This window comes from Planctomonas psychrotolerans (assembly GCF_008642235.1).
Lineage (GTDB): Bacteria > Actinomycetota > Actinomycetes > Actinomycetales > Microbacteriaceae > Planctomonas > Planctomonas psychrotolerans.
This window is the reverse complement of sequence record NZ_SJEV01000002.1, coordinates 16,637-37,629: the sequence shown is the minus strand read 5'-3', so window position 1 is coordinate 37,629 and position 20,993 is coordinate 16,637. Positions and strand designations below refer to the sequence as shown.

The following is a 20,993-nucleotide window of genomic DNA, read 5'->3' as shown; positions in this document are numbered from 1 at the left end:
GCGGCGTGGTCAGGAGGCGGAGGGGGCATCGACCGCTCCGCCGAAACGGCGACTGCGGCTGGCATAGAGGGTGATCGCATCCCACAGCTGCTGGCGCGTGAAGTCGGGCCACAGGGTGTCGAGGAACACCATCTCGGCGTAGGCGCTCTGCCAGAGCAGGAAGTTGCTGGTGCGCTGCTCCCCCGAACTTCGCACGAACAGGTCGACGTCGGGCAGATCCCCGGTGTACAGGCGGTTCTGGATGGTGCGCTCGGTGATGCCGGACGGTCGAAGGCGGCCGGCCGCAACATCCTCCGCAATGGTCCGCACCGCGTCCGCGATCTCGGTTCGTCCGCCGTAGTTCACGCACATCGTGAGGGTGAGCACGTCGTTGCCCGCCGTGAGCTGTTCGGCGAACTGCAGCTCCTTGATCACCGACGACCACAGCCGCGGCTTGCGCCCGGCCCAGCGCACTCGCACACCCCACTCATTCAGCTGGTCCCGGCGGCGATGCAGCACGTCACGGTTGAATCCCATGAGGAACCGCACCTCGTCCGGCGAGCGCTTCCAGTTCTCGGTGGAGAACGCGTACACGCTGAGGTGCTTCACGCCGATCTGGATCGCGCCGGCGACCACGTCGAGGAGCGACGCCTCCCCTGCACGATGCCCCTCGATCCTCGTGAGGCCGCGCCCGTTCGCCCACCGACCGTTGCCGTCCATCACGATCGCGACGTGCTCGGGCACCGCCCCCTTGGGCAACTCCGGCGGATGGATGCCCGTCCAGTCGAGGGGTCGGAAGTCGACCGCGTCCCGATGCGTCTTGCGTACGGGGCTCACGACAGGGGTCCCCGAGCCGGAAGCGGAAGCGGCGGCGTCGTGCGGTCCACGTACCCGAGCGAGCGCAGGCCGCGTTCGAGGTGCCACTGGGTGTACGCCGACACCACGCCGCTCGCCTTCGAGCGGGTGTCGTCGGTCGCCGCCTCGACGATCTCCCAGTTGCCGCTGAGCAGCGCGGACAGCTGATCGATGGTGGCGAGGTCGGGTCGCGGCGATCCGATCGGCGCGCACGCGTCGCACACGACCCCGCCGAGCTGCACCACGATCGCGCGGTGCGGGCCAGGTGCCCCGCAGCGGGAGCAGTCCGAGAAGCTGGGCGCCCACCCGGCGAGCGACAGCGCCCGAAGAAGGTAGGAGTCGAGGGTCGCGCTCGCCCCGTGTTCGCCGCGGGACAGCGACCGGAGCGCACCGACGAGCAGGAGGTATTGCTGCAGCGAACCCTCGTCCTCGGTCACCCGGTCCGCGGTCTCCACCATGGCACTTGCCGCCGTGTAGCTCGCGTAGTCGGCCGTGATCAGGGCGCCGTACGAGCCGATCGATTCGGCCTGGGTGATGATGTCGAGGCTGCGCCCCTCGTAGAACTGCGCATCCGCCACCATGAACGGTTCGAGCCGGGCGCCGAACTTCGACGCCGTGCGCCGCACGCCCTTGGCCACCGCACGGATCTTGCCGTGCGACCGGCTGAGCATGGTGACGATGCGGTCGGCCTCACCCAGCTTGTGGGTGCGCAGCACGACGACGTCATCTCGGTAGAGCGGCACCTGTCAATTATCGTCGCCGGGCGACGGGTCGCCGCCAGGCGCGCGTGCGCTCAGAGCGCATCGGCCAGTTTCTCGACGATGGCGTGGAGTTCGGCGAGGTGGTCGACGGTGCGACCGGGGTCACGGGATATGTCCGTGTTCAGCCGCATCAGGCGTTGGGTGACGTCGTTGCCCGTCTCCCACGGCAGGTCGGCCTCGTCCACGAGGTCGTCCAGGGCGTCTATGGTGCCCTCGATCTCGTCCGCGAGGTCCGGTGTCGCCTCGGTGAGGGCCCGGGCATACCCGATGCCTTCCTCGAGCGTGTCGATGTCCGCCGGCGTCGTGAGGGCTGACGGCGGTGCCGCCATCGGGGACTCGAGCACGGACAGGTCCGGTGGGGTGCCCGAACAGGCCGTCAGGGCGAGCACCATCACGCCGACCGTGGACAGCCGCAGCGCCCGGATCGCGACGACCGACGGGAACGCGACCTGTCGCAGCCCTGCGGGCCCCCGCGAGGTGGCGGGGCCCCGCTCGGACTGCGACCGCCCGGAACCGGATCGGATCAGGCGGACACCGCGGGGGCGACCAGCTCCCGCTCCCCCGCCTCCGTGCGGATCGCGCGGTTCACCGCTGACACGACCGCCTTCAGCGACGCGGTCGAGATGTCGGCGTCGATGCCCACGCCCCACAGCCGTCGTCCGTTCACCTGCAGCTCCACGTAGGAGGCGGCGAGCGCGTCGCCGCTGGCGCTGAGAGCATGTTCCACGTAGTCGAAGAGCTTGACCTCGACCCCGTGGTCCGCCAGCACGTGCAGGAAGGCGTCGATCGGACCGTTGCCGGTGGCGGTCGCGAGCTGCACGTCGTCGCCGTCGCGGAGCTCGACCTCGAGTGACACCGTGCCGGCCAGGTCGCTGGCCGTTCGCGTGCGGGTGAGCTCGAAGCGTCCCCACTTGATGTCGGCCTTCTCGGCGGGCGCGGGCAGGTACTCGTCCTGGAAGATGTCCCAGATCTGGGCGCTGGTGACCTCGCCGCCCTCGGCGTCCGTCTTGGTCTGCACCACGCCGGAGAACTCGATCTGCAGCTTGCGCGGCAGGTCGAGGGCGTGATCGCTCTTGAGCAGGTACGCGACCCCACCCTTGCCCGACTGCGAGTTCACCCGGATGACCGCCTCGTAGCTGCGGCCCAGGTCCTTCGGGTCGACGGGCAGGTAGGGCACGGCCCACACCATGTCCTCCACGGGTACATCGGCGGCCGCCGCGTCGAACGCCATGCGCTCGAAGCCCTTCTTGATGGCGTCCTGGTGCGATCCGCTGAACGCGGTGTAGACCAGGTCGCCCGCCCACGGACTGCGCTCGTGCACCGGCAGCTGGTTGCAGTACTCGGCGGTGCGCTTGACCTCGTCGAGGTCGGAGAAGTCGATCTGCGGGTCGATGCCCTGGGTGAACAGGTTGATGCCGAGGGCCACCAGGTCCACGTTGCCGGTGCGTTCCCCGTTGCCGAACAGGCACCCCTCGATACGGTCGGCTCCGGCGAGGTACCCGAGCTCCGCCGCGGCGACGGCGGTGCCGCGGTCGTTGTGCGGGTGCAGCGACAGGATGACGTTCTCGCGGGGAACCAGCCGGCGCGACATCCACTCGATGGAGTCGGCGTACACGTTCGGCGTCGCCATCTCGACCGTGGCCGGGAGGTTGATGATCACCTTGCGATCGGGCGTCGGCTCGAAGACGGCGATGACCTGATTGCAGATGTCGAGCGCGAACTCGAGCTCGGTTCCCGTGTAGCTCTCCGGCGAGTACTCGTAGTAGACCTCGGTCTCGGGGATGGCCTTCTCGAACTCGCGGCAGAGGCGGGCGCCGTCGAGGGCGATATCGATGATGCCCTGCTTGTCGGTGCGGAAGACGACGTCGCGCTGCAGCACGCTGGTCGAGTTGTACAGGTGCACGATCGCCTGCTTCGCTCCGGCGATCGACTCGTAGGTGCGGCGGATGAGGTGCTCGCGCGCCTGCGTCAGCACCTGAATGGTGACGTCGTCGGGGATCGCCTTCTCGTCGATGAGGGAGCGCACGAAATCGAAGTCGGTCTGGCTGGCGCTCGGGAAGCCGACCTCGATCTCCTTGTAGCCCATCTTCACGAGCAGATCGAACATGATCCGCTTGCGCTCGGGACTCATCGGGTCGATGAGGGCCTGGTTGCCGTCACGAAGGTCCACGGCGCACCAGCGGGGGGCGACGGTGATGCGCTTCGTGGGCCAGGTGCGGTCGGGCAGATCCACCGGAATCTGCTCGGAGTACGGGCGGTACCGGTGAATCGGCATCCCCGAGGACGTCTGGTTGTTCTTCATGATGTCAGCTCCTGCTTTGAGCGAGTTCCCGCCATCGGCGGTACCCGCTGTTCGTCTGGTCGGCCACGACGAACTCCGCGACGAGGGAGGCCTTGGTTAGGACTCGTCGCGGCAGCTAAGAAGGAGCACACCGAACAGCACGCTCCGAGGGTATCACTTGACGAACGCTCGAACCGAAGAGGGTGAGCGATGGTGACGAACGAGAGGCCGGGAATGTTGGGTGGTGCCGGGAGGCGTCGAGTCGGAGACTGGAAGAGTGAATCGACGGAGAATCTGGATCGCTGCCTCGGCGGCTCTCGTGTTGACGCTGACCGGGTGCGGCAGCTCAGCGGACCCCGCGCAGCCGGTGGACGGACCCGCCAGCGCCCCCGTGCAGTCGGACTCCTCCGCGTCGGGTGAGGTGATCGGGCAGGGCACGGTGCTGCAGTCCGGCGATGGTGCCCCCGAGTTGTGCCTCGGGCCGGTGGCCGAGTCTTTCCCGCCGCAGTGCAGCGGTGTTCCGCTCGTCGGCTGGGACTGGGACGCGGCGGAGCAGGAGGAGACCGCGAGCGGTGTGACCTGGGGAACCTACGCCGTGCAGGGCACCTGGGACGGCACCACCCTCACCCTGACCCAGCCCGCCATTCCGCTCTCCCTGTACGACCCGATGGCCGACATCGACCCGCGCATGGACGAGAGCAACCCCGGCCCGTCGGACGAGGCCGAACTGGCCGGGGTGCAGGCCGATGTGGACTCGCTCGACATCGACGGCTATCTCGGGTCGTATGTGACCAACGGGTATCTGTGGGTGCAGGTGGTTCACGACGACGGCGAACTGCAGGACTTCCTCGACGCGCGGTACGGGGCGGACGTGGTGGTCGTGCAGTCGGCCCTGCGTCCCGTTCCCTCCGGTTGACCGCTCTCCGGCTGACCGGCCCTCCGGCTGACCGAGACCTCGCCCCCGGGTCAGGTGGCGGCGAGGGCGGTGAGCGGCGACACGGAGGTCGCGCGTCGGGACGGCGCGATCGACGCGATCCAGGCCAGTGCCGCGGTGCCCACGATGAGCATGGCGACGAGCGGCCACGGGACGAGGGGCAGGACGAGGGTCGCACCGGCCAGCGAACCCAGGAGCGCCTGGGCGCCGGCCCAGCCGTAGCCGATCCCGAGGAGAACGCCGAGTCCCGCGGCGGCGATGGTCATCTGCGCGCTCTCGGCGAGGATCATCCGTCGCACCTGCGGGCTCGTGAATCCGAGGGCGCGGAGCAGTCCGAGTTCCCGCGTGCGTTGCAGCACGCTGAGGGACAGGTTGTTCACCATGCCGACCGCCGCGATGATGGCCGAGAAGCCGATCAGGCCGCCCAGTACGGCGATGGTGATGGTCAGGGACGGGTCGCCGGCACTGTCGGGGTACTCGGAGAAGAGGAAGGACTCGTAGCTGGTCATCGCGACCGCGAAGGTCGTGACGAGCGTCACGCCGATGACGAGACCCACGGTGGTGCGGGTGCTCCGCTCCGGGTACCGCACCGCGTTGGCGGCGGCGAGGGTGACGGGCGACGACCGGCCGAACAGGCGACCGACGAGGCGAAGGGTGGCGGGGAGGATCCATCGGGCACCGAGCACGACGCCGCTGAACGACGCGATACCGCCGAAGAACGCGACGATGATGCCCGCGGGGCTGACCAGTCCGAGCAGAATGCCGAGGGCGAGCATGCCGGTGCCGCCGGCGACCAGGAGGATGGCGAAGACGAGGCGGACGACGTGCCGGTTCTCGTCGCCCGGAGCGGGCTCCTCCGCGGCACCGGTCGCCTGCAGCGGGGAGACCCCGAGCACCGCCCGTGATCCCACGTGCGACGCCAGCCAGGTGGTCAGCACGACCATGGCCACGGGCAGCACGATGAGCGGATCGATCGCGCGATAGGCGACGTCGGGCAGCGTGCCCGTCGCTATCCCGATACGGAGGGCGGTGTGGCTGATCGCCAGCCCGGCGACGGCACCGATAGCCGCGCCGACGGCACCTACCCGCAACCCCTCGCGGGCGACCGACCGCCGCAGGGTGTGCGCGCTCGCGCCCACCAGGCGGAGCAGTGCGATCGATCTGGCACGCCCCGCCACGATGGTGCCGAACGTATTCGCGGTGACGATGGCCGCCACGTACAGGGCGAGGAGGATGAACACGAGGGCGACGGACGCCAGTGCCACCTGAAGCGTTCCGCCGCCACCGGTGTCGAACAGGTCGGTGAGGAATCCGGTGGCCTGCAGCAGACCGACGCCGAATGTCGAACCGAGTGCCGCGACGAGGATGCCCGACGCGTGTTCGCGAGACGAGGAGTATCTCGGGAGCTCGTTCCCGCGGCTCATGCCGCGCGCTCCATGCTCAGCATGAATCGCGAGATGTCCTCGGCGCTCGAACGGGCGCGATCGTCGACGATCCGGCCATCGGCCAGGAAGATCACCCGGTCGGCACTGCTCGCGGCGATCGGGTCGTGCGTGACCATCGCGATGCTCTGGCCGTATTCCCGGGCTGCGGTGGCGAGGAGCGCGAGCACTTCCCGGCCGGTGCGCGAGTCGAGGTTTCCGGTCGGCTCGTCGGCGAACACGAGATCCGGGCGGGTGCCGAGCGCCCGGGCGATGGCCACCCGCTGCTGCTGGCCACCGGAGAGCTGGTGCGGGCGGTGTCCGAGCCTGTCCCGCAGGCCCAGGCTGGTGAGGAGCAGGTCGATCCAGGCGCTCTCGTCGGGCGTGGGCGCGCGGCCGTCGAGCTGGAACGGCAGCAGCACGTTGCCGCGCACGTCGAGGGTGGGGACGAGATTGAAGGACTGGAAGACGAAGCCGATGCGTCGGCGGCGCAGCAGGGTCAGTTCGGTGTCGCCCAGGTTAGTGATGTCCGTGTCGCCGAGCCAGGCGCGACCCTCGGTGGGTGAATCGAGCCCCGCCATGATGTGCATCAGTGTGGACTTGCCGGATCCGCTCGGACCCATGATGGCGGTGAACTCGCCGCGGCGGATGCCGAGCGAGACCCGGTCGAGGGCGGGGACGGTGGTGGAACCGATGCCGAAGTACTTGGAGACGGTTTCGAGTCGCGCGATCGGCGACGAGTCGGAAGCTGGTGTGTGCATGCTGCCCACGCTAGAAGCGGCTGCACCCCCGTCGCGTCCGGCGTTCGGAGTGCACCCATCCCTCGCAGTGTGTATCCCGGGAACCGCCGACTACACACCGAGGACCATGCTCACTCCACCAGGCGGTGCTCGAAGGCGAAGACGACCAACTGCACGCGGTCCCGGAGACCGAGCTTCGCCAGAACGCGGCTCACGTGCGTCTTCACCGTCGCCTCGCTGAGGAACTCCCCCGCCGCGATCTCGGCATTGCTGAGTCCGCGGGCGGCGAGCTGGAAGATGTCCCGCTCCCTCGCGGTCAGCGAGCCGAACGACTCCGGTTCGCTGCGCGGCGCCGACCTGCTGTCGAAGTGCTCGAGGAGTTCCTTGGTAGCCGACGCGGCGATGACGGAGTTACCGGCGTGCACCGTGCGGATGGCGGCGAGCAGGAACTCCGGATCCGCGTCCTTCAGCACGAAGCCGCTCGCGCCGCTGCGGATGGCCCGCGCCGCGCTCTCGTCGAGATCGAAGGTGGTCAGCACGAGGATCCGGGGCGGTGCCGTGCCCGTGCGATCGGCGGAGGCGACGATCTCGGCCGTGGCGGCGATGCCGTCCATGCCGGGCATGCGGATGTCCATCAGGATGACGTCGGGACGGGCGGAGGCGGCCATGAGCACCCCGTCGGCGCCGTTGCCGGCCTCGCCCACGAACTCGAGGTCGGGCTGCGACGACACCAGCATGCGGATGCCGGTGCGGAACAGCGCCTGGTCGTCGACGAGGCCGACGCGGATGGTCGAGGTTGTGGTCGGTGTCACGAGGGAAGCTCCTGAAGGGGGATCGGTGCGGTGGACGCGGAGGACGGGATCCAGGCGGTGACGACCCAGCCGCCGGCGGTGGGACTGGCGTCGAAGGAACCGGCGGCGAGCGTGGCGCGTTCCCGCATCCCCGCCAGCCCGTGCCCGGCAGGTGCGTGCCCGGCCTGCCCGGCCTGCACCTGGGCGGGCAGCGACGTGCCCGGCGTCGACACCGGGATGGGACCGCTCGACGGCGCGAGGGGGCGGATGCCGTTGCTGACCGTGATCCGCACACCGTCGGTGCTCCAGCGCAGGCCGACCTGCACTGCCTGCTCGGGGTCGCCGTGCCGGAGGGCGTTGGTGAGCGCCTCCTGCACGATGCGGTACACGGCGAGCTGCTGTCCCGTGCCGAGGTGAATCGGGCCGCCGGTCTGCTCGTAGCGCACGGTCAGCCCGGCGGAGCGGAGCTGGTCGACGAGCCGGTCGATGTCCTGCACCTCCGGGGCGGGGGCCGCGCCCTGGCTGTGCCGAAGTTGCCCGAGCAGGATGCGCACGTCGCCGAGCGCTTCGCGGGCGATGCCGGAGATGGCGCGGAGCGCCTGGTCGACGGCGTCGGGGTCGACGGTCTTCGCGTACCGTGCTCCATCGGCCTGGGCGATGACCACCGCGAGCGAGTGCGCCACGACGTCGTGCATGTCGCGGGCGATGCGGTTGCGTTCCTGTTCGATGGCCACATCCGCGAGCGCCCGCGACTGCTCGATCTCGGCCAGTGCCTGTGCACGTCGGCTCTCCGCGGCGTCCCGTCTGGTGCGCACGAGTTGGCCGAGCGTCCAGGAGATGCCGAGCACACCCCAGGACGCGATCAGGAGGAACGCGAGCCACAGGACCATCTCGACGCCGAAACCGCGCATGACGATGAACTCCTGGGCGGTCAGGTAGATGGCGGCGACCAGTCCGCCGACGCCGGCCGAGGCGAGGCCCACCCACTTGACGACGACGGACCCGTACGCGGCCGCCGTGTAGAGCACGGCGAGCACGGCGAGGTCGAAGGCGAGCACCGTCAGGCCACCGGCCATCTGCACGACGGATGCCGTCCAGGCAAGGCCGAGGGCAAGGCCGGGCGAGATTCGCCGGAAGGCCATCGCCCCGGTGAAACCGAGCAGGGCGGGGATGCTGGTCGCACCGACTCCGACGACGAACGGCGACAGCAGCACGAGGAACAGCAGGGCGACGACCAGGTCGACGACGAGCGAGAACTTCTCGATCCTGCGGGGCATCACACCACCGTAATGCGGCGACCGTTCCACCGACCCTCGTCGGAGCGGAAGATCACCCGCAGGACCGACCCGGTCATCCTGCCGATGGAGGCGCCGTGCGCCCCGGTCCTCAGAAGCCGAGGCGGCCAAGCTGCTTGGCGTCGCGCTGCCAGTCCTTCGCAACCTTCACCCGAATGGAGAGGAACACCCGTTTGCCCACGAGAGGCTCGATCTGCGCACGCGCTCGAGCGCCCACGTCTTTGAGGCGGGATCCGGCGTGGCCGATGATGATCCCCTTCTGGCTGTCGCGCTCGACGAAGAGGTTGGCATAGACCTCGACGAGGTCGCGGTCGTCGCGCTCCACGATGTCGTCGATCGTCACGGCGAGGGAGTGCGGCAGCTCGTCGGTCACCCCCTCGAGGGCGGCTTCGCGGATGAACTCGGCGATGCGCGACTCGAGCCCCTCGTCGGTTACGGCGTCGGCCGGATAGAGCGGCGGGGACTCCGGAAGGAGTTTCAGCAGCTCGGAGACGAGCGTGTCGAGCTGGATGGAACTGGTGGCGGAGAGCGGCACGATGGCTTCCCAGTCGTCGCGGAGTGCCGACACGGCGAGCAGTTGCTCGGCGATGGCGGTGCGGCTCGCGACGTCCACCTTGGTGACGATGGCCACCTTCTTCGCCCGAGGGAAGGCGTCGAGCTGCTCGCTGATGAAGCGATCGCCCGGACCGATCTTCTCGTTCGCCGGGATGCACAGTCCGATCACGTCGACGTCGCCGAGGGTCGACTGCACCAGACTGTTCAGCCGCTCACCGAGGAGGGTGCGGGGCCGATGGATGCCCGGCGTGTCCACGAGGATCAGCTGACCGTTCTTCTGGTGCAGGATGCCCCTGATCGCCCGTCGCGTGGTTTGCGGCTTGGAACTGGTGATCGCCACCTTCTCGCCGACGAGGGCGTTGGTGAGCGTCGACTTGCCGACGTTGGGACGGCCGACGAAGGAGACGAATCCGGCGCGATGCTCGGGACCGGTCGATGCGGCCTGCGGGGAATCAGTGGTCATGGTGCGCCCGTTCCTGTCCGTTGCCCGCGTCCGCGAATGCGTCCTCGGCTTCCTGCAGTGCGGCGTTCCGCTCCACCAGCACGGTGCTGATGCGCTTGCGGCGGCCCTCGATGCGTTCGGCGGTGAGCACCAGTCCGGACACGTCCGCCACCGATCCCCGGTCGGGCAGGCGGCCGAGCGTCTTCGTGAGCAGCCCGCCCACCGAGTCGACGTCGTCGTCGTCGAGCTCGATGCCGAAGAGGTCGCCCAGTTCGTCCACGGGGAGCCGGGCGCTCACCCGGAACACGCCGTTCTCGAGCTCCTCGAACTCCGCCACATCGCGGTCGTACTCGTCGGAGATGTCACCGACGAGCTCCTCGATGAGGTCCTCGAGGGTGACGAGCCCGGCGATGCCGCCGTACTCGTCCACCACCATGGCCAGGTGGTTGGACTCGGCCTGCATCTGACGCAGGAGGGCATCGGCCTTCTGCGACTCGGGCACGAACAGGGCGGGTCGCGCCAGCGGGCCGACCGTGCTGTCGGTGTCCCTCGCCCGCTCGTAGACCAGGCGGGCGAGGTCGCGGAGGTAGAGGATCCCCTCGATCTCGTCGGAGTCCCGCCCGGTGACCGGGGCGCGGGAGATGCCCTTGCTGAGGAAGAGGCCCATGCCCTCGCCGATGGTGGCCGACGCTTCGATGGTCACCATGTCGGTGCGGGGCACCATGACCTCGCGCACGACGGTGTCGTTGAACTCGAAGATCGAGTGGATGAGTTCGCGGTCGTCCACGTCGAGCACGTCGAGTTCGGTGGCCTCGTCCACCATGCTGAGGAGCTGCTCCTCGCTGGTGAAGGTGGCGACGGTCTTGGGGCGCCCCGGGGTGACCCGGTTGCCCAGGGCGACGAGGGCGTTCGCGATGGGGCCGATCAGCACCCGGATCCCGTGCACGAGAGCGGCGGTGGTGCGGAGCAGCGGCCGGGAGTGCTCGCGACCGACGCTGCGGGGGCTCGCCCCGACGAGCACGAACGACACCGCGGTCATGATGAGCGCCGCGAGGATGAGCGTCAGCCACCAGTCCTCGAGCACCGAGGCGAGGGCGAGCGTGACGAGCACAGCGGAGGTCGTCTCCGCGATGATCCGCATGAAGCTGAGGGCGTTGACGTGCGCGCCGGGGTCGTCCGCGATCGCGCGAAGCGACCGCCTCGCCCGGGCGCCCTCGGAGAGCTCCTGAATGTCGGCCCGGGACAGCGCGGAGATCGCCGACTCGCTGGCGGCGAACAGCCCGCCGAACGCGACGAGAATGACGGCCGCGCTGAGGAAGAGAGCGATCATCCGCCTACGACCGTCGCTCGCGCATGGCGTTGCCGATGAGGATGTCCCGCTGCAGGGCGAACATCTCCTTCTCTTCGTCGGGCTCGGCGTGGTCGAAGCCCAGCAGGTGCAGGATGCCGTGGGCGGTCAGCAGGCGGAGCTCGTCGATGGTGCTGTGACCGGCGGTCTCGGCCTGGGCCGCGGCGACCTGCGGGCACAGCACGATGTCGCCGAGCAGGCCGGCCGGAGTCTCCTCGTCCTCGGTTCCCGGTCGGAGTTCGTCCATCGGGAAGCTCAGCACGTCGGTGGGTCCCGGTTCGTCCATCCACTGCACGTGCAACTGCTCCATGGCGCCCTCGTCGACGAGCACGATGGCGAGGTCGGCGTCGGGGTGCACGTGCAGCGTGTCGAGCGCGTAGCTCGCCAGTCGCTGGATCGCCGCCTCGTCCACGGGGATGGCCGACTCGTTGTTGATCTCGATGCTCACGCGGGGGTCCTAACGGCTTCTCGAGCGACCGTCGCCGAATCGGCCGGACGAGTCCTGCGCGCGCCGCTCGGCTCGGTTCTGCGGGGGTCGGTAGTCGGTGGGCGCACGGGTCCCCTCGGGCTCCGGGGTGCGATCGTCCCGGCGCGCGAGGGCGCGTGCCTGCCGTTCGGCGTCGAACTTGGTGTACGCGTCCACGATCTGACCGACGAGGGTGTGCCGCACGACGTCGTCGCTGCTCAATCGTGCGAAGTGGATGTCGTCGATCTCGTTCAGTACGCGAGTCACGAGTTGCAGCCCGCTGGTGCCGATCGGCAGGTCGACCTGGGTGATGTCGCCGGTGACCACCATCTTCGATCCGAAGCCGAGCCGGGTGAGGAACATCTTCATCTGTTCCGGCGTGGTGTTCTGCGCCTCGTCGAGCACGACGAACGAGTTGTTGAGGGTGCGCCCGCGCATGTAGGCCAGCGGAGCCACCTCGATGGTCGACGACGCCATGAGCTTCGGCACGAGCTCGGGGTCCATCATCTCGTTCAGCGCGTCGTACAGCGGCCGCAGGTACGGATCGATCTTGTCGGTGAGCGACCCGGGCAGGTAGCCGAGACGCTCTCCGGCCTCCACCGCCGGGCGGGTGAGGATGATGCGTTCCACCTCCTTGCGCTGCAGCGCCTGAACGGCCTTCGCCATGGCGAGGTAGGTCTTGCCCGTTCCGGCGGGACCGATGCCGAACACGATGGTGTGGTCGTCGATGGCGTCGACGTACTGCTTCTGACCGAGCGTCTTCGGACGGATGCTCTTGCCCTTGGCGGTGAGGATGGCCTGGCTGAGCACGTCGGCGGGATGCGAGGAGCTGTTCGCCCCGAGCATGCGCACGCTCGTGTTCACCTCCGCCGGTCCGAGGTCGTGACCGTTGCGCACGATCTGCAGCAGCTCCTCGACCAGCCGGCGGGCGGCGTGCACCTCGTCCGGCGAACCGGCGAGGGTGATTTCGTTTCCGCGCACGTGCACCGAGGTTCGGGGGAACTGGTTCTCGATCTGCTTGAGGAGACGATCCTGCGGTCCGAGGAGGCGGACCATGGCCACCCCGTCGACCTGGATCTTGACCTCGATCGCGTCGCCATCGAGGCCGGCGCCGGCCGGCGGGAACTGGTTGTCAGTGGGCAAGTGAGCCTTCCTCGAGCGATCCGGCGAGCACGTGGGCGTGCACGTGGAATACGGTTTGTCCGGCGCCTTCGCCGGTGTTGAACACGAGTCGGAACGATCCGTCGGCACGGTCGGCGGCGATCCGGCCGGCCGTGTCGATCAGTTCCGCCAGCAGTGCGGGGTCGCCCGCCGCGAGCTCGACCACGGTGGCGTAGCGGGCGGTCTTCGGAACGACGAGGATGTGCACCGGAGCCTGCGGCGCGACATCCTCGAACGCGATCACGGTGTCGGTCTCGTGCACGATCGTGGCCGGGATCTCGCGCGCGATGATCCGCGAGAAGATCGACGGCTCGCGCGGGGATTCGGTCATGCCGCCATTCTACCGGCGGTCACCGACGCTGGCAGTGCTGGTGCGGGTACGGTCGCTGAGCCTGTCGAAGCGACGTCCCGTGAGTTGGGTCTGCGGGTAACGGTCGCTGAGCCTGTCGAAGCGACGTCCCATGCGGTGCGTCCCTTCGACAAGCTCAGGGACCGCGGGGCTGCGTCCCGCAGGTACGGTCGCTGAGCCTGTCGAAGCGACGTTCCGTCTGGTGCGTCCCTTCGACAAGTCAGGACCGTGGGGTGACGAGCTCAGGGACCGTGGGGGCGACAGGCGCAGGACGCGTCGGGCTACCAGCGGCGGAGGGCGACGTTGAGCACGGCGAGTGCCGCCGGACCCGCCGTCGACGTGCGCAGCACTTCCGTCCCGAGCCGGATGGGCGTCGCACCGGCCGTCCGCAGCGTCTCGGTCTCCCCCGGTGTCAGCCCACCCTCCGGGCCCACGACCAGCACGATGTCGGCGCCGCCGTCGAGCGGCACGTCGGCGATGCGCAGGTCCGCCTCCGGATCGAGCACCAGCATGGTCGTGGACGGCGCGAGCGCGGCCAGTCCTCGGGTGTCGACGAGGTCGGCCACCACGGGCACGCGGGCGCGGATCGACTGCTTGCTCGCCTCGCGCACGATGGACGACCAGCGTTCCCTGCCCTTCGCGACCTTGTCCCCCTGCCAGCGGGACACCGAACGCGCCGCGGACCACGGCATCACACCGTCCACGCCGAGTTCGGTGGCGGCCTGCACCGCGAGCTCGTCACGATCACCCTTGGCGAGCGCCTGGGCGAGAAGGATGCGGCGAGCCGGCTCCGGCACACGCCGGACGTGCTCCACCTCCAGGACGAGCCGGGACCCGGTCGCCTCCGCGACTGCGCCCGTCGCGATTGTGCCCGCGCCATCGCCGACCATCAGCCGGTCCCCCACCCGGACGCGGCTCACGGTCACGGCGTGCTTCGCCTCTGCCCCGGAGAGCTCGACCCTCGACCCCGCCGCCCAGTCGCCTCCGGCGGGCTCCGCCGCGGACGACGGGGCGGCGAGGTAGAAGTGCGCCACCGATCAGACGTTCAGGAAGCGATCGCGGAGCTTCGCGAAGAGGCCCTGCTGGAACTGGCCGAGCGTCGGCGACGGGTGCTTGTGCGCCTTCGCGAACTGCTTGATGAGGTCGCGCTCCTTCGAGTCCAGCCGCGACGGCGTGACCACGTGCACGCCGATCTTGAGGTCGCCCCGCCCGCTCCCGCGAAGCCGGGACACACCGCGGCCTTTCACCGTGAGGATCTCGGAGCTCTGGGTTCCCGGCTTCAGTTCGAGTTCCACGTCACCGTCGAGCGTCTTGAGGGTGGTGGTCGTGCCGAGGATGGCGTCGGTCATCGCGACCTCGAGTGTGGCGAGCAGGTCGTCGCCGTTGCGGCTGAACACCTCGTGCGTGCGCACCTTGATCTCGAGATAGAGGTCGCCGTTCGGCCCACCGGCGGGTCCGACCTCGCCGGAGCCGGGCATCTGCAGGCGGAGGCCGGTGTCGACGCCGGCCGGGATGTCCACGGGAACGGATCGGCGCGCACGCACCCGCCCCTGGCCCTGGCAGGTGGCGCACGGCGTGGCGATGACGGTGCCGTAGCCGCGGCAGGTGCCGCAGGGGGTCGACGTCATGACGTTGCCGAGCAGTGACCGCACCGCGCGCTGGAGGGACCCGGTGCCGTGACAGATGTCGCAGGTCACCGGAGCGGTGCCGGGCTGGCAGCAGGACCCGTCGCAGGTCTCGCACAGAACGGCCGTGTCGACTTCGAGATCGCGGTGGGTGCCGAAGATCACCTCGTCGAGGTCGATCTCGACCCGCAGCAGCGCGTCCTGACCGCGCTCACGGCGCGAACGGGGCCCGCGCCCGCCGCCGGCGCCGCCCGCGGCACCGCCGAAGAAGGTCTCGAAGATGTCGCCGAAGCCGCCGAAGTTCTGCCCGCCGAAGCCGGCCTGCGGACCGAGGTCGTACTGCTCCCGCTGGCGCGGGTCGGACAGCACGTCGTAGGCGTGGGTGACGAGCTTGAACCGGTCCGACGCGTCGGCACCGTGGTTCACATCCGGGTGGAGTTCGCGTGCGAGGCGTCGATACGCCTTCTTGATCTCGTCGGCACTGGCGTCCCGGCTCACGCCGAGGACTTCGTAATGATCAGCCACTCTGGCCTTTCGGTTGGGGGGTCTACTGGTCGCCGAAGAGGCGGGAAAGGTAACGGGCGACGGCGCGAACCGCCGCCATGTTGTTGGAATAGTCCATGCGGGTGGGGCCCAGCACACCGAGCCGGGCGAGCCCGCCGCCCGAAGAACTGTAACCGCTCGTCAGCACGGATGTTTCCCCGAGCCCGAACTGTGCATTCTCCCGGCCGATGCTCGCCGTCACGCCGCGGGAGTCCGCGGACATCTCGCCGAACAGTTTGAGCAGAGCGACCTGCTCCTCGATGGCCTCGAGCACGGGGAAGATGGTGCCCGGGAAGTCCTGCTCGGTGCGCGCGAGATTGGCCGCCCCGGCCATGACGAGCCGTTCCTGCCGGTTGGCGAACACCTGCTCGATCAGGGTGTCGGCCACGGGGCGCACGAGGTCCTCACGGTCGGCGGGGAAGGCGTCGGTCGCGGTCTTCAGCGCGGTCGCGGCATCCGCCATGCCGAGGCCCCCGATGCTGGCGTTGAGGCGCCCGCGCAATTCGCCGAGGAACTCGGCATCGAGTTCGGCGGACGTCTCCACCACCCGCTGCTCGACCCGGCCGGAGTCGGTGATCAGCACGGTGAGGAGCCGGTTGGCGGCGAGCGGCACCAGCTCGATGTGCCGCACGCGCGCGGTGGACAGCGAGGGGTATTGCACGAGCGCCACCTGGTTGGTGAGCTGCGAGAGCAGGCGCACCGTGCGGGCGAGCACGTCGTCGAGGTCGACGGACTGGCCGAGGAAGGTCTCGATGGCCTGGCGCTGCGCCGGGGTGAGCGGCTGCAGGTCGGCGAGGTGATCGACGAAGAGCCGGTAGCCCTTGTCGGTGGGCACCCGCCCCGACGACGTGTGCGGCGCGACGATCAGTTCCTCGTCCTCGAGCAACGCCATGTCGTTGCGGATCGTCGCCGCCGAGACGCCGAACTCGTACCGCTCGACGATCGACTTCGAGCCGACCGGCTCCCGCGACTCGACGTAGTCGTGCACGATCACGCGGAGCACTGCGAGACTTCGTTCGGATACCATTCCCACACCGCCTTTCGACCGGATCGATCCATCGGCGCCGGGTGCTGGCACTCGGAAGCCGCGACTGCCAATTGTACCGCGGAGTGCCCGGGCGAGTGCATTGCACCCGGCGCTCGCGGCGCAGTAGCGTTGACGCATATGCCCGCCGGCCAGCGGGAGGCGCCACCCGAGTGGGCGCCCGTGTCGAAAGGGACTCTCATGACGGATCCGAACGCCTCCTACCCGAATCCGCAGCAGTACCCGAGTCCCCAGCCCGCCGGTCCGCTGAGCCCGGATGACGACAAGCTCTGGGCGTCGCTCTGCCACTTCGGCAACATCCTCAGCGTGCTCGCTCCGCTCATCATCTGGCTCGTGCTGAAGGACCGGGGCGTGCGGGTGCTGCACGAGGGCCGGGAAGCGGTCAACTGGGGCATCAACGTGGCCGGCTTCATGTTCGCCTGCGTCGTTCTGACCGCGTTCGTCGGCTGGATCCCCATCTTCGGCTGGATCGTCTCCGGCCTGCTCTGGCTCGCCATGTTCGCCGTCGGCGTGCTCAACCTGGTGTTCGCGATCATCGGCGGGGTGAAGGTGTCGAACGGCGGCGCGTACCTCTACCCGGTCAACATCCGCTGGATCAAGTAACGGCTCAGTAGTCGAGCAGGCGGCGGACGACCGCGTCGGCCAGCAACCTGCCCCGCAGCGTGAGGTCGAGGGTGCCGTGCACGGCTGCGGAGCCGTCGACGAGACCGTCGGCGATCAGCCCTGCGACTGCGGCGCGGGCCGGCGCGGCCAGCGTGTCGATGGCGAGACCCCCGCGCACGCGGGTGCCGAGCAGGACCCGCTCCACCTCTCGAGTGTCGTCGTCGAGCGTCTCCCGCCCGACCGCCGGTGAGACTCCGGCGTGCATGCGATCCGCGTACGCCGCCGGATGCTTCACGTTCCACCAGCGCACACCGCCGACGTGGCTGTGCGCTCCGGGTCCGACGCCCCACCAGTCGTGTCCCTGCCAATAGGCGAGGTTGTGCCGCGAGACCCGGTCGCCGCGGGCCCAGTTGCTCACCTCGTACCACCCGTAGCCCGCCTCGGCGAGCATCGCGTCGGCCAGCTCGTACATGTCGGCCTGCAGGTCCTCGTCGGGTTCCGTCACCTGGCCGCGGGCGATCTGCCGGGCCATCTTGGTGCCGACCTCCACGATGAGGGAGTAGGCCGAGATGTGATCGGGCTCCTCGGCGACCGCGGCGGCGAGGGAGGTTCGCCAGTTCTCCAGTGACTCCCCTGGAGTGCCGTAGATGAGGTCGAGGCTCACCTGCAGACCCGCCTCGCGTGCCGCGCGCACCACGAGCGGCACCCGTGCGGGGTCGTGCGTGCGTTCGAGGGTGGCGAGCACGTGCGGCACGGCCGACTGCATCCCGAACGAGACACGGGTGAAGCCCGCCCGTGCGAGCTGGGCCAGGTACTCGGCGTCCACCGAGTCCGGGTTCGCCTCGGTCGTCACCTCCGCGCCGGGGAGCAGGCCGAAATCGTCCCGCACGGCATCGAGCATGGACACCAGATCGGCTGCGGGGAGAAGGGTCGGGGTGCCCCCGCCGAAGAAGACGGTCGAGATCGGCCGCGGGGCGATCCCCGCCGCGTCGAGCGTCCGCCGGGCGAAACGCACCTCGGCGATCGCCTCGTCGGCGTAGTCGCTCTGTTTGACGCCGCGCACCTCACTCGCGGTGTAGGTGTTGAAGTCGCAGTAGCCGCAGCGCACCCGGCAGAACGGCACGTGCAGGTACATACCGAGGTTGCGATCGGACGAGCCGGCGGCGGCCGTCGCCGGAAGCGCCCCGTCGAGCGGGGCCGGATCGGCGAGGGGCAGTGCGCTCGGCACCGGTCAGTTGCCGCGCGCCGGGTGCAGCACGCGGAGGTAGCGCTTCGTGTAGATGCTTTGCAGGAGCACCAGCACCGGGTAGCCGAGGCGCCACACGGGCGAACTCGGCCGCCAGAAGCGGCGGATGGTGAGCCAGACACTCCCGTCGTCCTGCCGCGACACGATGAAGCTCTCCTCGCCGCTCTGCGGATGACCGGCGAGCGTGCCGTAGGCGAAGCCCACCCGGTCCGGTTCGTCGACCACGTAGATCACGCGCGTCGGTGCCTTCACCGCCACGGGACCGACCGGGATGCGCAGCACAACGCTCGTGCCCGACGTGATGTACGGCGTGCCGTCGTCGGTGTAAACGGCCTCCCGGGGCCGGCCGGGGGGCGGAACCGGCATACCCGCGTGATCGAACAGCGCGCCGCGGTAGTCGGTCACGTCCGTCGGCGCGGGGTCGATGTCGGTGACCCGGATGCCGCTGGCCCGCTGCATCCCCCACGTCATGAGCGTGGTCGCCGCGGCCTCGAAGCGGTCATTCCCGCTGCCCAGCCGGGCGGCGAACTCGTCGGGGATGTAGCCCTTCGGCGGGAACGCCAGCAGGTCCGGGTCCTTCGTGGCGCCCACGGAGGCGTAGTTCACCGGCACGGGCCGGTGGGTGCTCTGCCGCATCCCTACTTCTTGTCCTTGGTTTCGGTGTCGCCGGATAGCGCGGCGATGAACGCCTCCTGCGGCACCTCCACGCGGCCCACCATCTTCATGCGCTTCTTGCCCTCCTTCTGCTTCTCGAGGAGCTTGCGCTTGCGGCTGATGTCACCGCCGTAGCACTTGGCGAGCACGTCCTTGCGCATGGCGCGAATCGACTCCCGCGCGATGATCCGCGCGCCGATGGCGGCCTGGATGGGCACTTCGAACTGCTGACGCGGGATGAGCTTCCGCAGCCGCTCGGTCATCAGGGTGCCGTAGGCGTACGCCTTCTCGCGGTGCACGATGGCGCTGAACGCGTCCACCTGCTCACCCTGCAGCAGGATGTCGACCTTCACGAGGTCCGCGTCCTGATCCCCGACGGGCTCGTAGTCGAGCGACGCGTAGCCCTGCGTGCGGCTCTTCAGCTGGTCGAAGAAGTCGAACACGATCTCGCCGAGCGGCATCGTGTACTTGATCTCCACCCGGTCCTCGCCGAGGTACTCCATGCCGATCAGAGTGCCGCGGCGGCCCTGGCAGAGCTCCATGATGGTGCCCACGTAGTCCTTCGGCGACAGGATGGCGGCGCGCACGATCGGCTCGCTCACGCTGGCGATCTTGCCGCCGGGAAACTCGCTGGGGTTGGTGACCGTGATGCGCTTCTTGTCATCCGTGGTCACCTCGTAGATCACCGACGGCGCCGTGGCGATCAGATCGAGGTTGAACTCGCGCTCGAGACGCTCGGTGATGATCTCGAGGTGCAGCAAGCCGAGGAAGCCGCAGCGGAAGCCGAAGCCGAGGGCCACCGACGTCTCGGGCTCGTAGACGAGTGCCGCGTCGCTGAGCTTCAGCTTGTCGAGGGCCTCGCGCAGCACCGGGTAGTCGGAGCCGTCGATCGGGTAGAGGCCCGAGAACACCATGGGCTTCGGCTCCGAGTACCCCTTCAGGGCGATGGAGGCCGGCTTGGCGGCGCTCGTGACGGTGTCGCCCACCTTCGAGAGGCGCACATCCTTGACGCCGGTGATGAGATAGCCGACCTCGCCCACGCCGAGACCGGCGGAGGCCACCGGCTCGGGCGAGCTCGCGCCGATCTCGAGCAACTCGTGCGTGCTCTTGGTGCTCATCATCATGACCTTCTCCCGCGGGGAGAAGGAGCCGTCGATCATGCGCACGTAGGTGACGACACCGCGGTAGGCGTCGTAGACGGAGTCGAAGATCATCGCCCGGGCGGGCGCGTCGGCGTCGCCGACCGGGGCGGGTACGAGCTCGGTGATGCGGTCGAGTAGCTCCTCCACTCCCTGACCCGTCTTGCCCGACACCCGCAGCACGTCCTCCGGCTTGCCGCCGATGAGGCTCGCGAGCTCCTTGGCGTACTTCTCGGGGTCGGCGGCCGGCAGGTCGATCTTGTTGAGTACCGGGATGATCGTGAGGTCGTTGTCGAGGGCGAGGTAGAGGTTGGCGAGGGTCTGGGCCTCGATGCCCTGGGCCGCGTCGACGAGGAGGATCGCTCCCTCGCACGCGGCGAGGGACCGGCTGACCTCGTAGGTGAAGTCCACGTGGCCGGGGGTGTCGATCATGTTGAGGGCGACGGGGACACCATCGAGGCTCCACGGCATCCGCACCGCCTGGCTCTTGATGGTGATGCCGCGCTCGCGCTCGATGTCCATGCGGTCGAGGTACTGCGCGCGCATGGAGCGCTCATCGACCACTCCCGTGATCTGCAGCATCCGATCGGCGAGGGTCGACTTGCCGTGGTCGATGTGCGCAATGATGCAGAAATTGCGGATCGCCGAGGGCGGCGTGGAGGCAGGCTGAAGAACCGTGGTTGCGCGAGGTGACATCGTGCGGCAATTCTCCCATGCTTCGCGGTGCTCGCCGGGCACAGCGAAAGGGCCGGTCCCGCGG

At 69.2% G+C, this 20,993-nt stretch carries 21 protein-coding genes; 2 read left to right on the top strand and 19 right to left on the bottom strand.

Annotated elements, in window-relative coordinates:
* Nucleotides 1-9: 9 nt before the first annotated feature.
* The 4 genes from EY822_RS13465 to leuA all read right to left on the bottom strand — a co-directional run bounded on the left by EY822_RS13465 (nt 10) and on the right by leuA (nt 3,897).
* The gene (locus EY822_RS13465) at nt 10-816 is read right to left on the bottom strand and encodes an isoprenyl transferase (RefSeq protein ID WP_150308986.1); all 807 of its coding nucleotides are present in this window, start codon (nt 814-816) and stop codon (nt 10-12) included.
* Nucleotides 813-1,577, bottom strand: a complete 765-nt coding sequence (gene recO, locus EY822_RS13460) for a DNA repair protein RecO (protein WP_150308985.1) — start codon at nt 1,575-1,577, stop codon at nt 813-815. Before recO ends, EY822_RS13465 begins: the two co-directional genes overlap by 4 nt.
* 50 nt (nt 1,578-1,627) lie before the next feature.
* Nucleotides 1,628-1,987 carry a hypothetical protein gene (locus EY822_RS13455; protein ID WP_150308984.1) on the bottom strand — a complete coding sequence of 120 codons (360 nt, stop codon included), beginning with the start codon at nt 1,985-1,987 and terminating at the stop codon, nt 1,628-1,630.
* A 131-nt stretch (nt 1,988-2,118) separates the two neighbouring features.
* The gene (gene leuA / locus EY822_RS13450) at nt 2,119-3,897 is read right to left on the bottom strand and encodes a 2-isopropylmalate synthase (protein WP_150308983.1); all 1,779 of its coding nucleotides are present in this window, start codon (nt 3,895-3,897) and stop codon (nt 2,119-2,121) included.
* A 256-nt stretch (nt 3,898-4,153) separates the two neighbouring features.
* Here leuA and EY822_RS13445 point away from each other — a divergent pair, with 256 nt between their 5' ends.
* Nucleotides 4,154-4,792, top strand: a complete 639-nt coding sequence (locus tag EY822_RS13445) for a hypothetical protein (protein WP_150308982.1) — start codon at nt 4,154-4,156, stop codon at nt 4,790-4,792.
* A 50-nt stretch (nt 4,793-4,842) separates the two neighbouring features.
* Here EY822_RS13445 and EY822_RS13440 read toward each other — a convergent pair whose 3' ends face one another.
* From EY822_RS13440 to hrcA, 12 genes are all read right to left on the bottom strand, one after another.
* On the bottom strand, nt 4,843-6,234 hold the full coding sequence (locus tag EY822_RS13440) for an ABC transporter permease (protein ID WP_150308981.1): 1,392 nt from the start codon (nt 6,232-6,234) through the stop codon (nt 4,843-4,845).
* Entirely contained in the window at nt 6,231-6,992 is a 762-nt protein-coding gene (locus EY822_RS13435) for an ABC transporter ATP-binding protein (protein ID WP_150308980.1), read from the bottom strand. The genes EY822_RS13440 and EY822_RS13435 overlap by 4 nt, the downstream gene beginning before the upstream one ends.
* Nucleotides 6,993-7,102: 110 nt before the next feature.
* On the bottom strand, nt 7,103-7,783 hold the full coding sequence (locus EY822_RS13430) for a response regulator (RefSeq protein ID WP_150308979.1): 681 nt from the start codon (nt 7,781-7,783) through the stop codon (nt 7,103-7,105).
* Nucleotides 7,780-9,039, bottom strand: a complete 1,260-nt coding sequence (locus EY822_RS13425; protein WP_150308978.1) for a sensor histidine kinase — start codon at nt 9,037-9,039, stop codon at nt 7,780-7,782. Before EY822_RS13425 ends, EY822_RS13430 begins: the two co-directional genes overlap by 4 nt.
* Nucleotides 9,040-9,148: 109 nt before the next feature.
* Complete coding sequence (gene era / locus EY822_RS13420; RefSeq protein ID WP_150308977.1) at nt 9,149-10,075, bottom strand: GTPase Era; 927 nt, start codon at nt 10,073-10,075, stop codon at nt 9,149-9,151.
* Nucleotides 10,065-11,384, bottom strand: a complete 1,320-nt coding sequence (locus EY822_RS13415) for a hemolysin family protein (RefSeq protein ID WP_150308976.1) — start codon at nt 11,382-11,384, stop codon at nt 10,065-10,067. The genes era and EY822_RS13415 overlap by 11 nt, the downstream gene beginning before the upstream one ends.
* Nucleotides 11,385-11,388: 4 nt before the next feature.
* Complete coding sequence (gene ybeY, locus EY822_RS13410) at nt 11,389-11,850, bottom strand: rRNA maturation RNase YbeY (RefSeq protein WP_150308975.1); 462 nt, start codon at nt 11,848-11,850, stop codon at nt 11,389-11,391.
* Nucleotides 11,851-11,859: 9 nt separating this feature from the next.
* Nucleotides 11,860-12,924, bottom strand: a complete 1,065-nt coding sequence (locus tag EY822_RS13405; RefSeq protein ID WP_406610438.1) for a PhoH family protein — start codon at nt 12,922-12,924, stop codon at nt 11,860-11,862.
* 76 nt (nt 12,925-13,000) lie between these two features.
* Nucleotides 13,001-13,360, bottom strand: coding sequence for a histidine triad nucleotide-binding protein (locus tag EY822_RS13400; protein ID WP_150308974.1), 360 nt, complete (start codon nt 13,358-13,360; stop codon nt 13,001-13,003).
* A 299-nt stretch (nt 13,361-13,659) separates the two neighbouring features.
* Nucleotides 13,660-14,412: a 16S rRNA (uracil(1498)-N(3))-methyltransferase gene (locus EY822_RS13395; RefSeq protein WP_150308973.1), complete on the bottom strand. Its 753-nt coding sequence runs from the start codon at nt 14,410-14,412 to the stop codon at nt 13,660-13,662.
* A gap of 3 nt (nt 14,413-14,415) precedes the next feature.
* On the bottom strand, nt 14,416-15,528 hold the full coding sequence (gene dnaJ, locus EY822_RS13390) for a molecular chaperone DnaJ (protein WP_150308972.1): 1,113 nt from the start codon (nt 15,526-15,528) through the stop codon (nt 14,416-14,418).
* Between the two features lie 22 nt (nt 15,529-15,550).
* Nucleotides 15,551-16,573, bottom strand: a complete 1,023-nt coding sequence (gene hrcA / locus EY822_RS13385) for a heat-inducible transcriptional repressor HrcA (RefSeq protein ID WP_150308971.1) — start codon at nt 16,571-16,573, stop codon at nt 15,551-15,553.
* Between the two features lie 198 nt (nt 16,574-16,771).
* On the opposite strand from hrcA, the gene EY822_RS13380 reads away from it, so the two are divergent.
* A complete protein-coding gene (locus EY822_RS13380) occupies nt 16,772-17,194 on the top strand; it encodes a DUF4870 domain-containing protein (protein WP_150308970.1) in 423 nt (140 codons plus the stop codon).
* Between the two features lie 4 nt (nt 17,195-17,198).
* Here the strand turns inward: EY822_RS13380 and hemW are convergent, their stop codons facing one another.
* From hemW to lepA, 3 genes are read right to left on the bottom strand one after another with little or no spacing between them, the layout of a single operon-like run.
* Nucleotides 17,199-18,422: a radical SAM family heme chaperone HemW gene (gene hemW, locus EY822_RS13375; RefSeq protein WP_150308969.1), complete on the bottom strand. Its 1,224-nt coding sequence runs from the start codon at nt 18,420-18,422 to the stop codon at nt 17,199-17,201.
* Nucleotides 18,423-18,425: 3 nt separating this feature from the next.
* Nucleotides 18,426-19,076, bottom strand: coding sequence for a DUF1990 family protein (locus tag EY822_RS13370; RefSeq protein WP_150308968.1), 651 nt, complete (start codon nt 19,074-19,076; stop codon nt 18,426-18,428).
* Nucleotides 19,077-19,078: 2 nt separating this feature from the next.
* On the bottom strand, nt 19,079-20,929 hold the full coding sequence (gene lepA, locus EY822_RS13365; RefSeq protein ID WP_150308967.1) for a translation elongation factor 4: 1,851 nt from the start codon (nt 20,927-20,929) through the stop codon (nt 19,079-19,081).
* Nucleotides 20,930-20,993 lie beyond the last annotated feature (64 nt).

What these genes read in the sequence shown, in the direction of transcription:
- EY822_RS13455 (WP_150308984.1), bottom strand. Translation starts at nt 1,987, where the DNA reads ATGGTGCTCGCCCTGACGGCCTGTTCGGGCACCCCACCGGACCTGTCC.
- leuA (WP_150308983.1), bottom strand. Translation starts at nt 3,897, where the DNA reads ATGAAGAACAACCAGACGTCCTCGGGGATGCCGATTCACCGGTACCGC.
- EY822_RS13440 (WP_150308981.1), bottom strand. Translation starts at nt 6,234, where the DNA reads ATGAGCCGCGGGAACGAGCTCCCGAGATACTCCTCGTCTCGCGAACAC.
- EY822_RS13435 (WP_150308980.1), bottom strand. Translation starts at nt 6,992, where the DNA reads ATGCACACACCAGCTTCCGACTCGTCGCCGATCGCGCGACTCGAAACC.
- EY822_RS13425 (WP_150308978.1), bottom strand. Translation starts at nt 9,039, where the DNA reads ATGCCCCGCAGGATCGAGAAGTTCTCGCTCGTCGTCGACCTGGTCGTC.
- era (WP_150308977.1), bottom strand. Translation starts at nt 10,075, where the DNA reads ATGACCACTGATTCCCCGCAGGCCGCATCGACCGGTCCCGAGCATCGC.
- EY822_RS13415 (WP_150308976.1), bottom strand. Translation starts at nt 11,384, where the DNA reads ATGATCGCTCTCTTCCTCAGCGCGGCCGTCATTCTCGTCGCGTTCGGC.
- EY822_RS13405 (WP_406610438.1), bottom strand. Translation starts at nt 12,924, where the DNA reads ATGGTCCGCCTCCTCGGACCGCAGGATCGTCTCCTCAAGCAGATCGAG.
- EY822_RS13400 (WP_150308974.1), bottom strand. Translation starts at nt 13,360, where the DNA reads ATGACCGAATCCCCGCGCGAGCCGTCGATCTTCTCGCGGATCATCGCG.
- hrcA (WP_150308971.1), bottom strand. Translation starts at nt 16,573, where the DNA reads ATGGTATCCGAACGAAGTCTCGCAGTGCTCCGCGTGATCGTGCACGAC.
- EY822_RS13380 (WP_150308970.1), top strand. Translation starts at nt 16,772, where the DNA reads ATGACGGATCCGAACGCCTCCTACCCGAATCCGCAGCAGTACCCGAGT.
- EY822_RS13370 (WP_150308968.1), bottom strand. Translation starts at nt 19,076, where the DNA reads ATGCGGCAGAGCACCCACCGGCCCGTGCCGGTGAACTACGCCTCCGTG.
- lepA (WP_150308967.1), bottom strand. Translation starts at nt 20,929, where the DNA reads ATGTCACCTCGCGCAACCACGGTTCTTCAGCCTGCCTCCACGCCGCCC.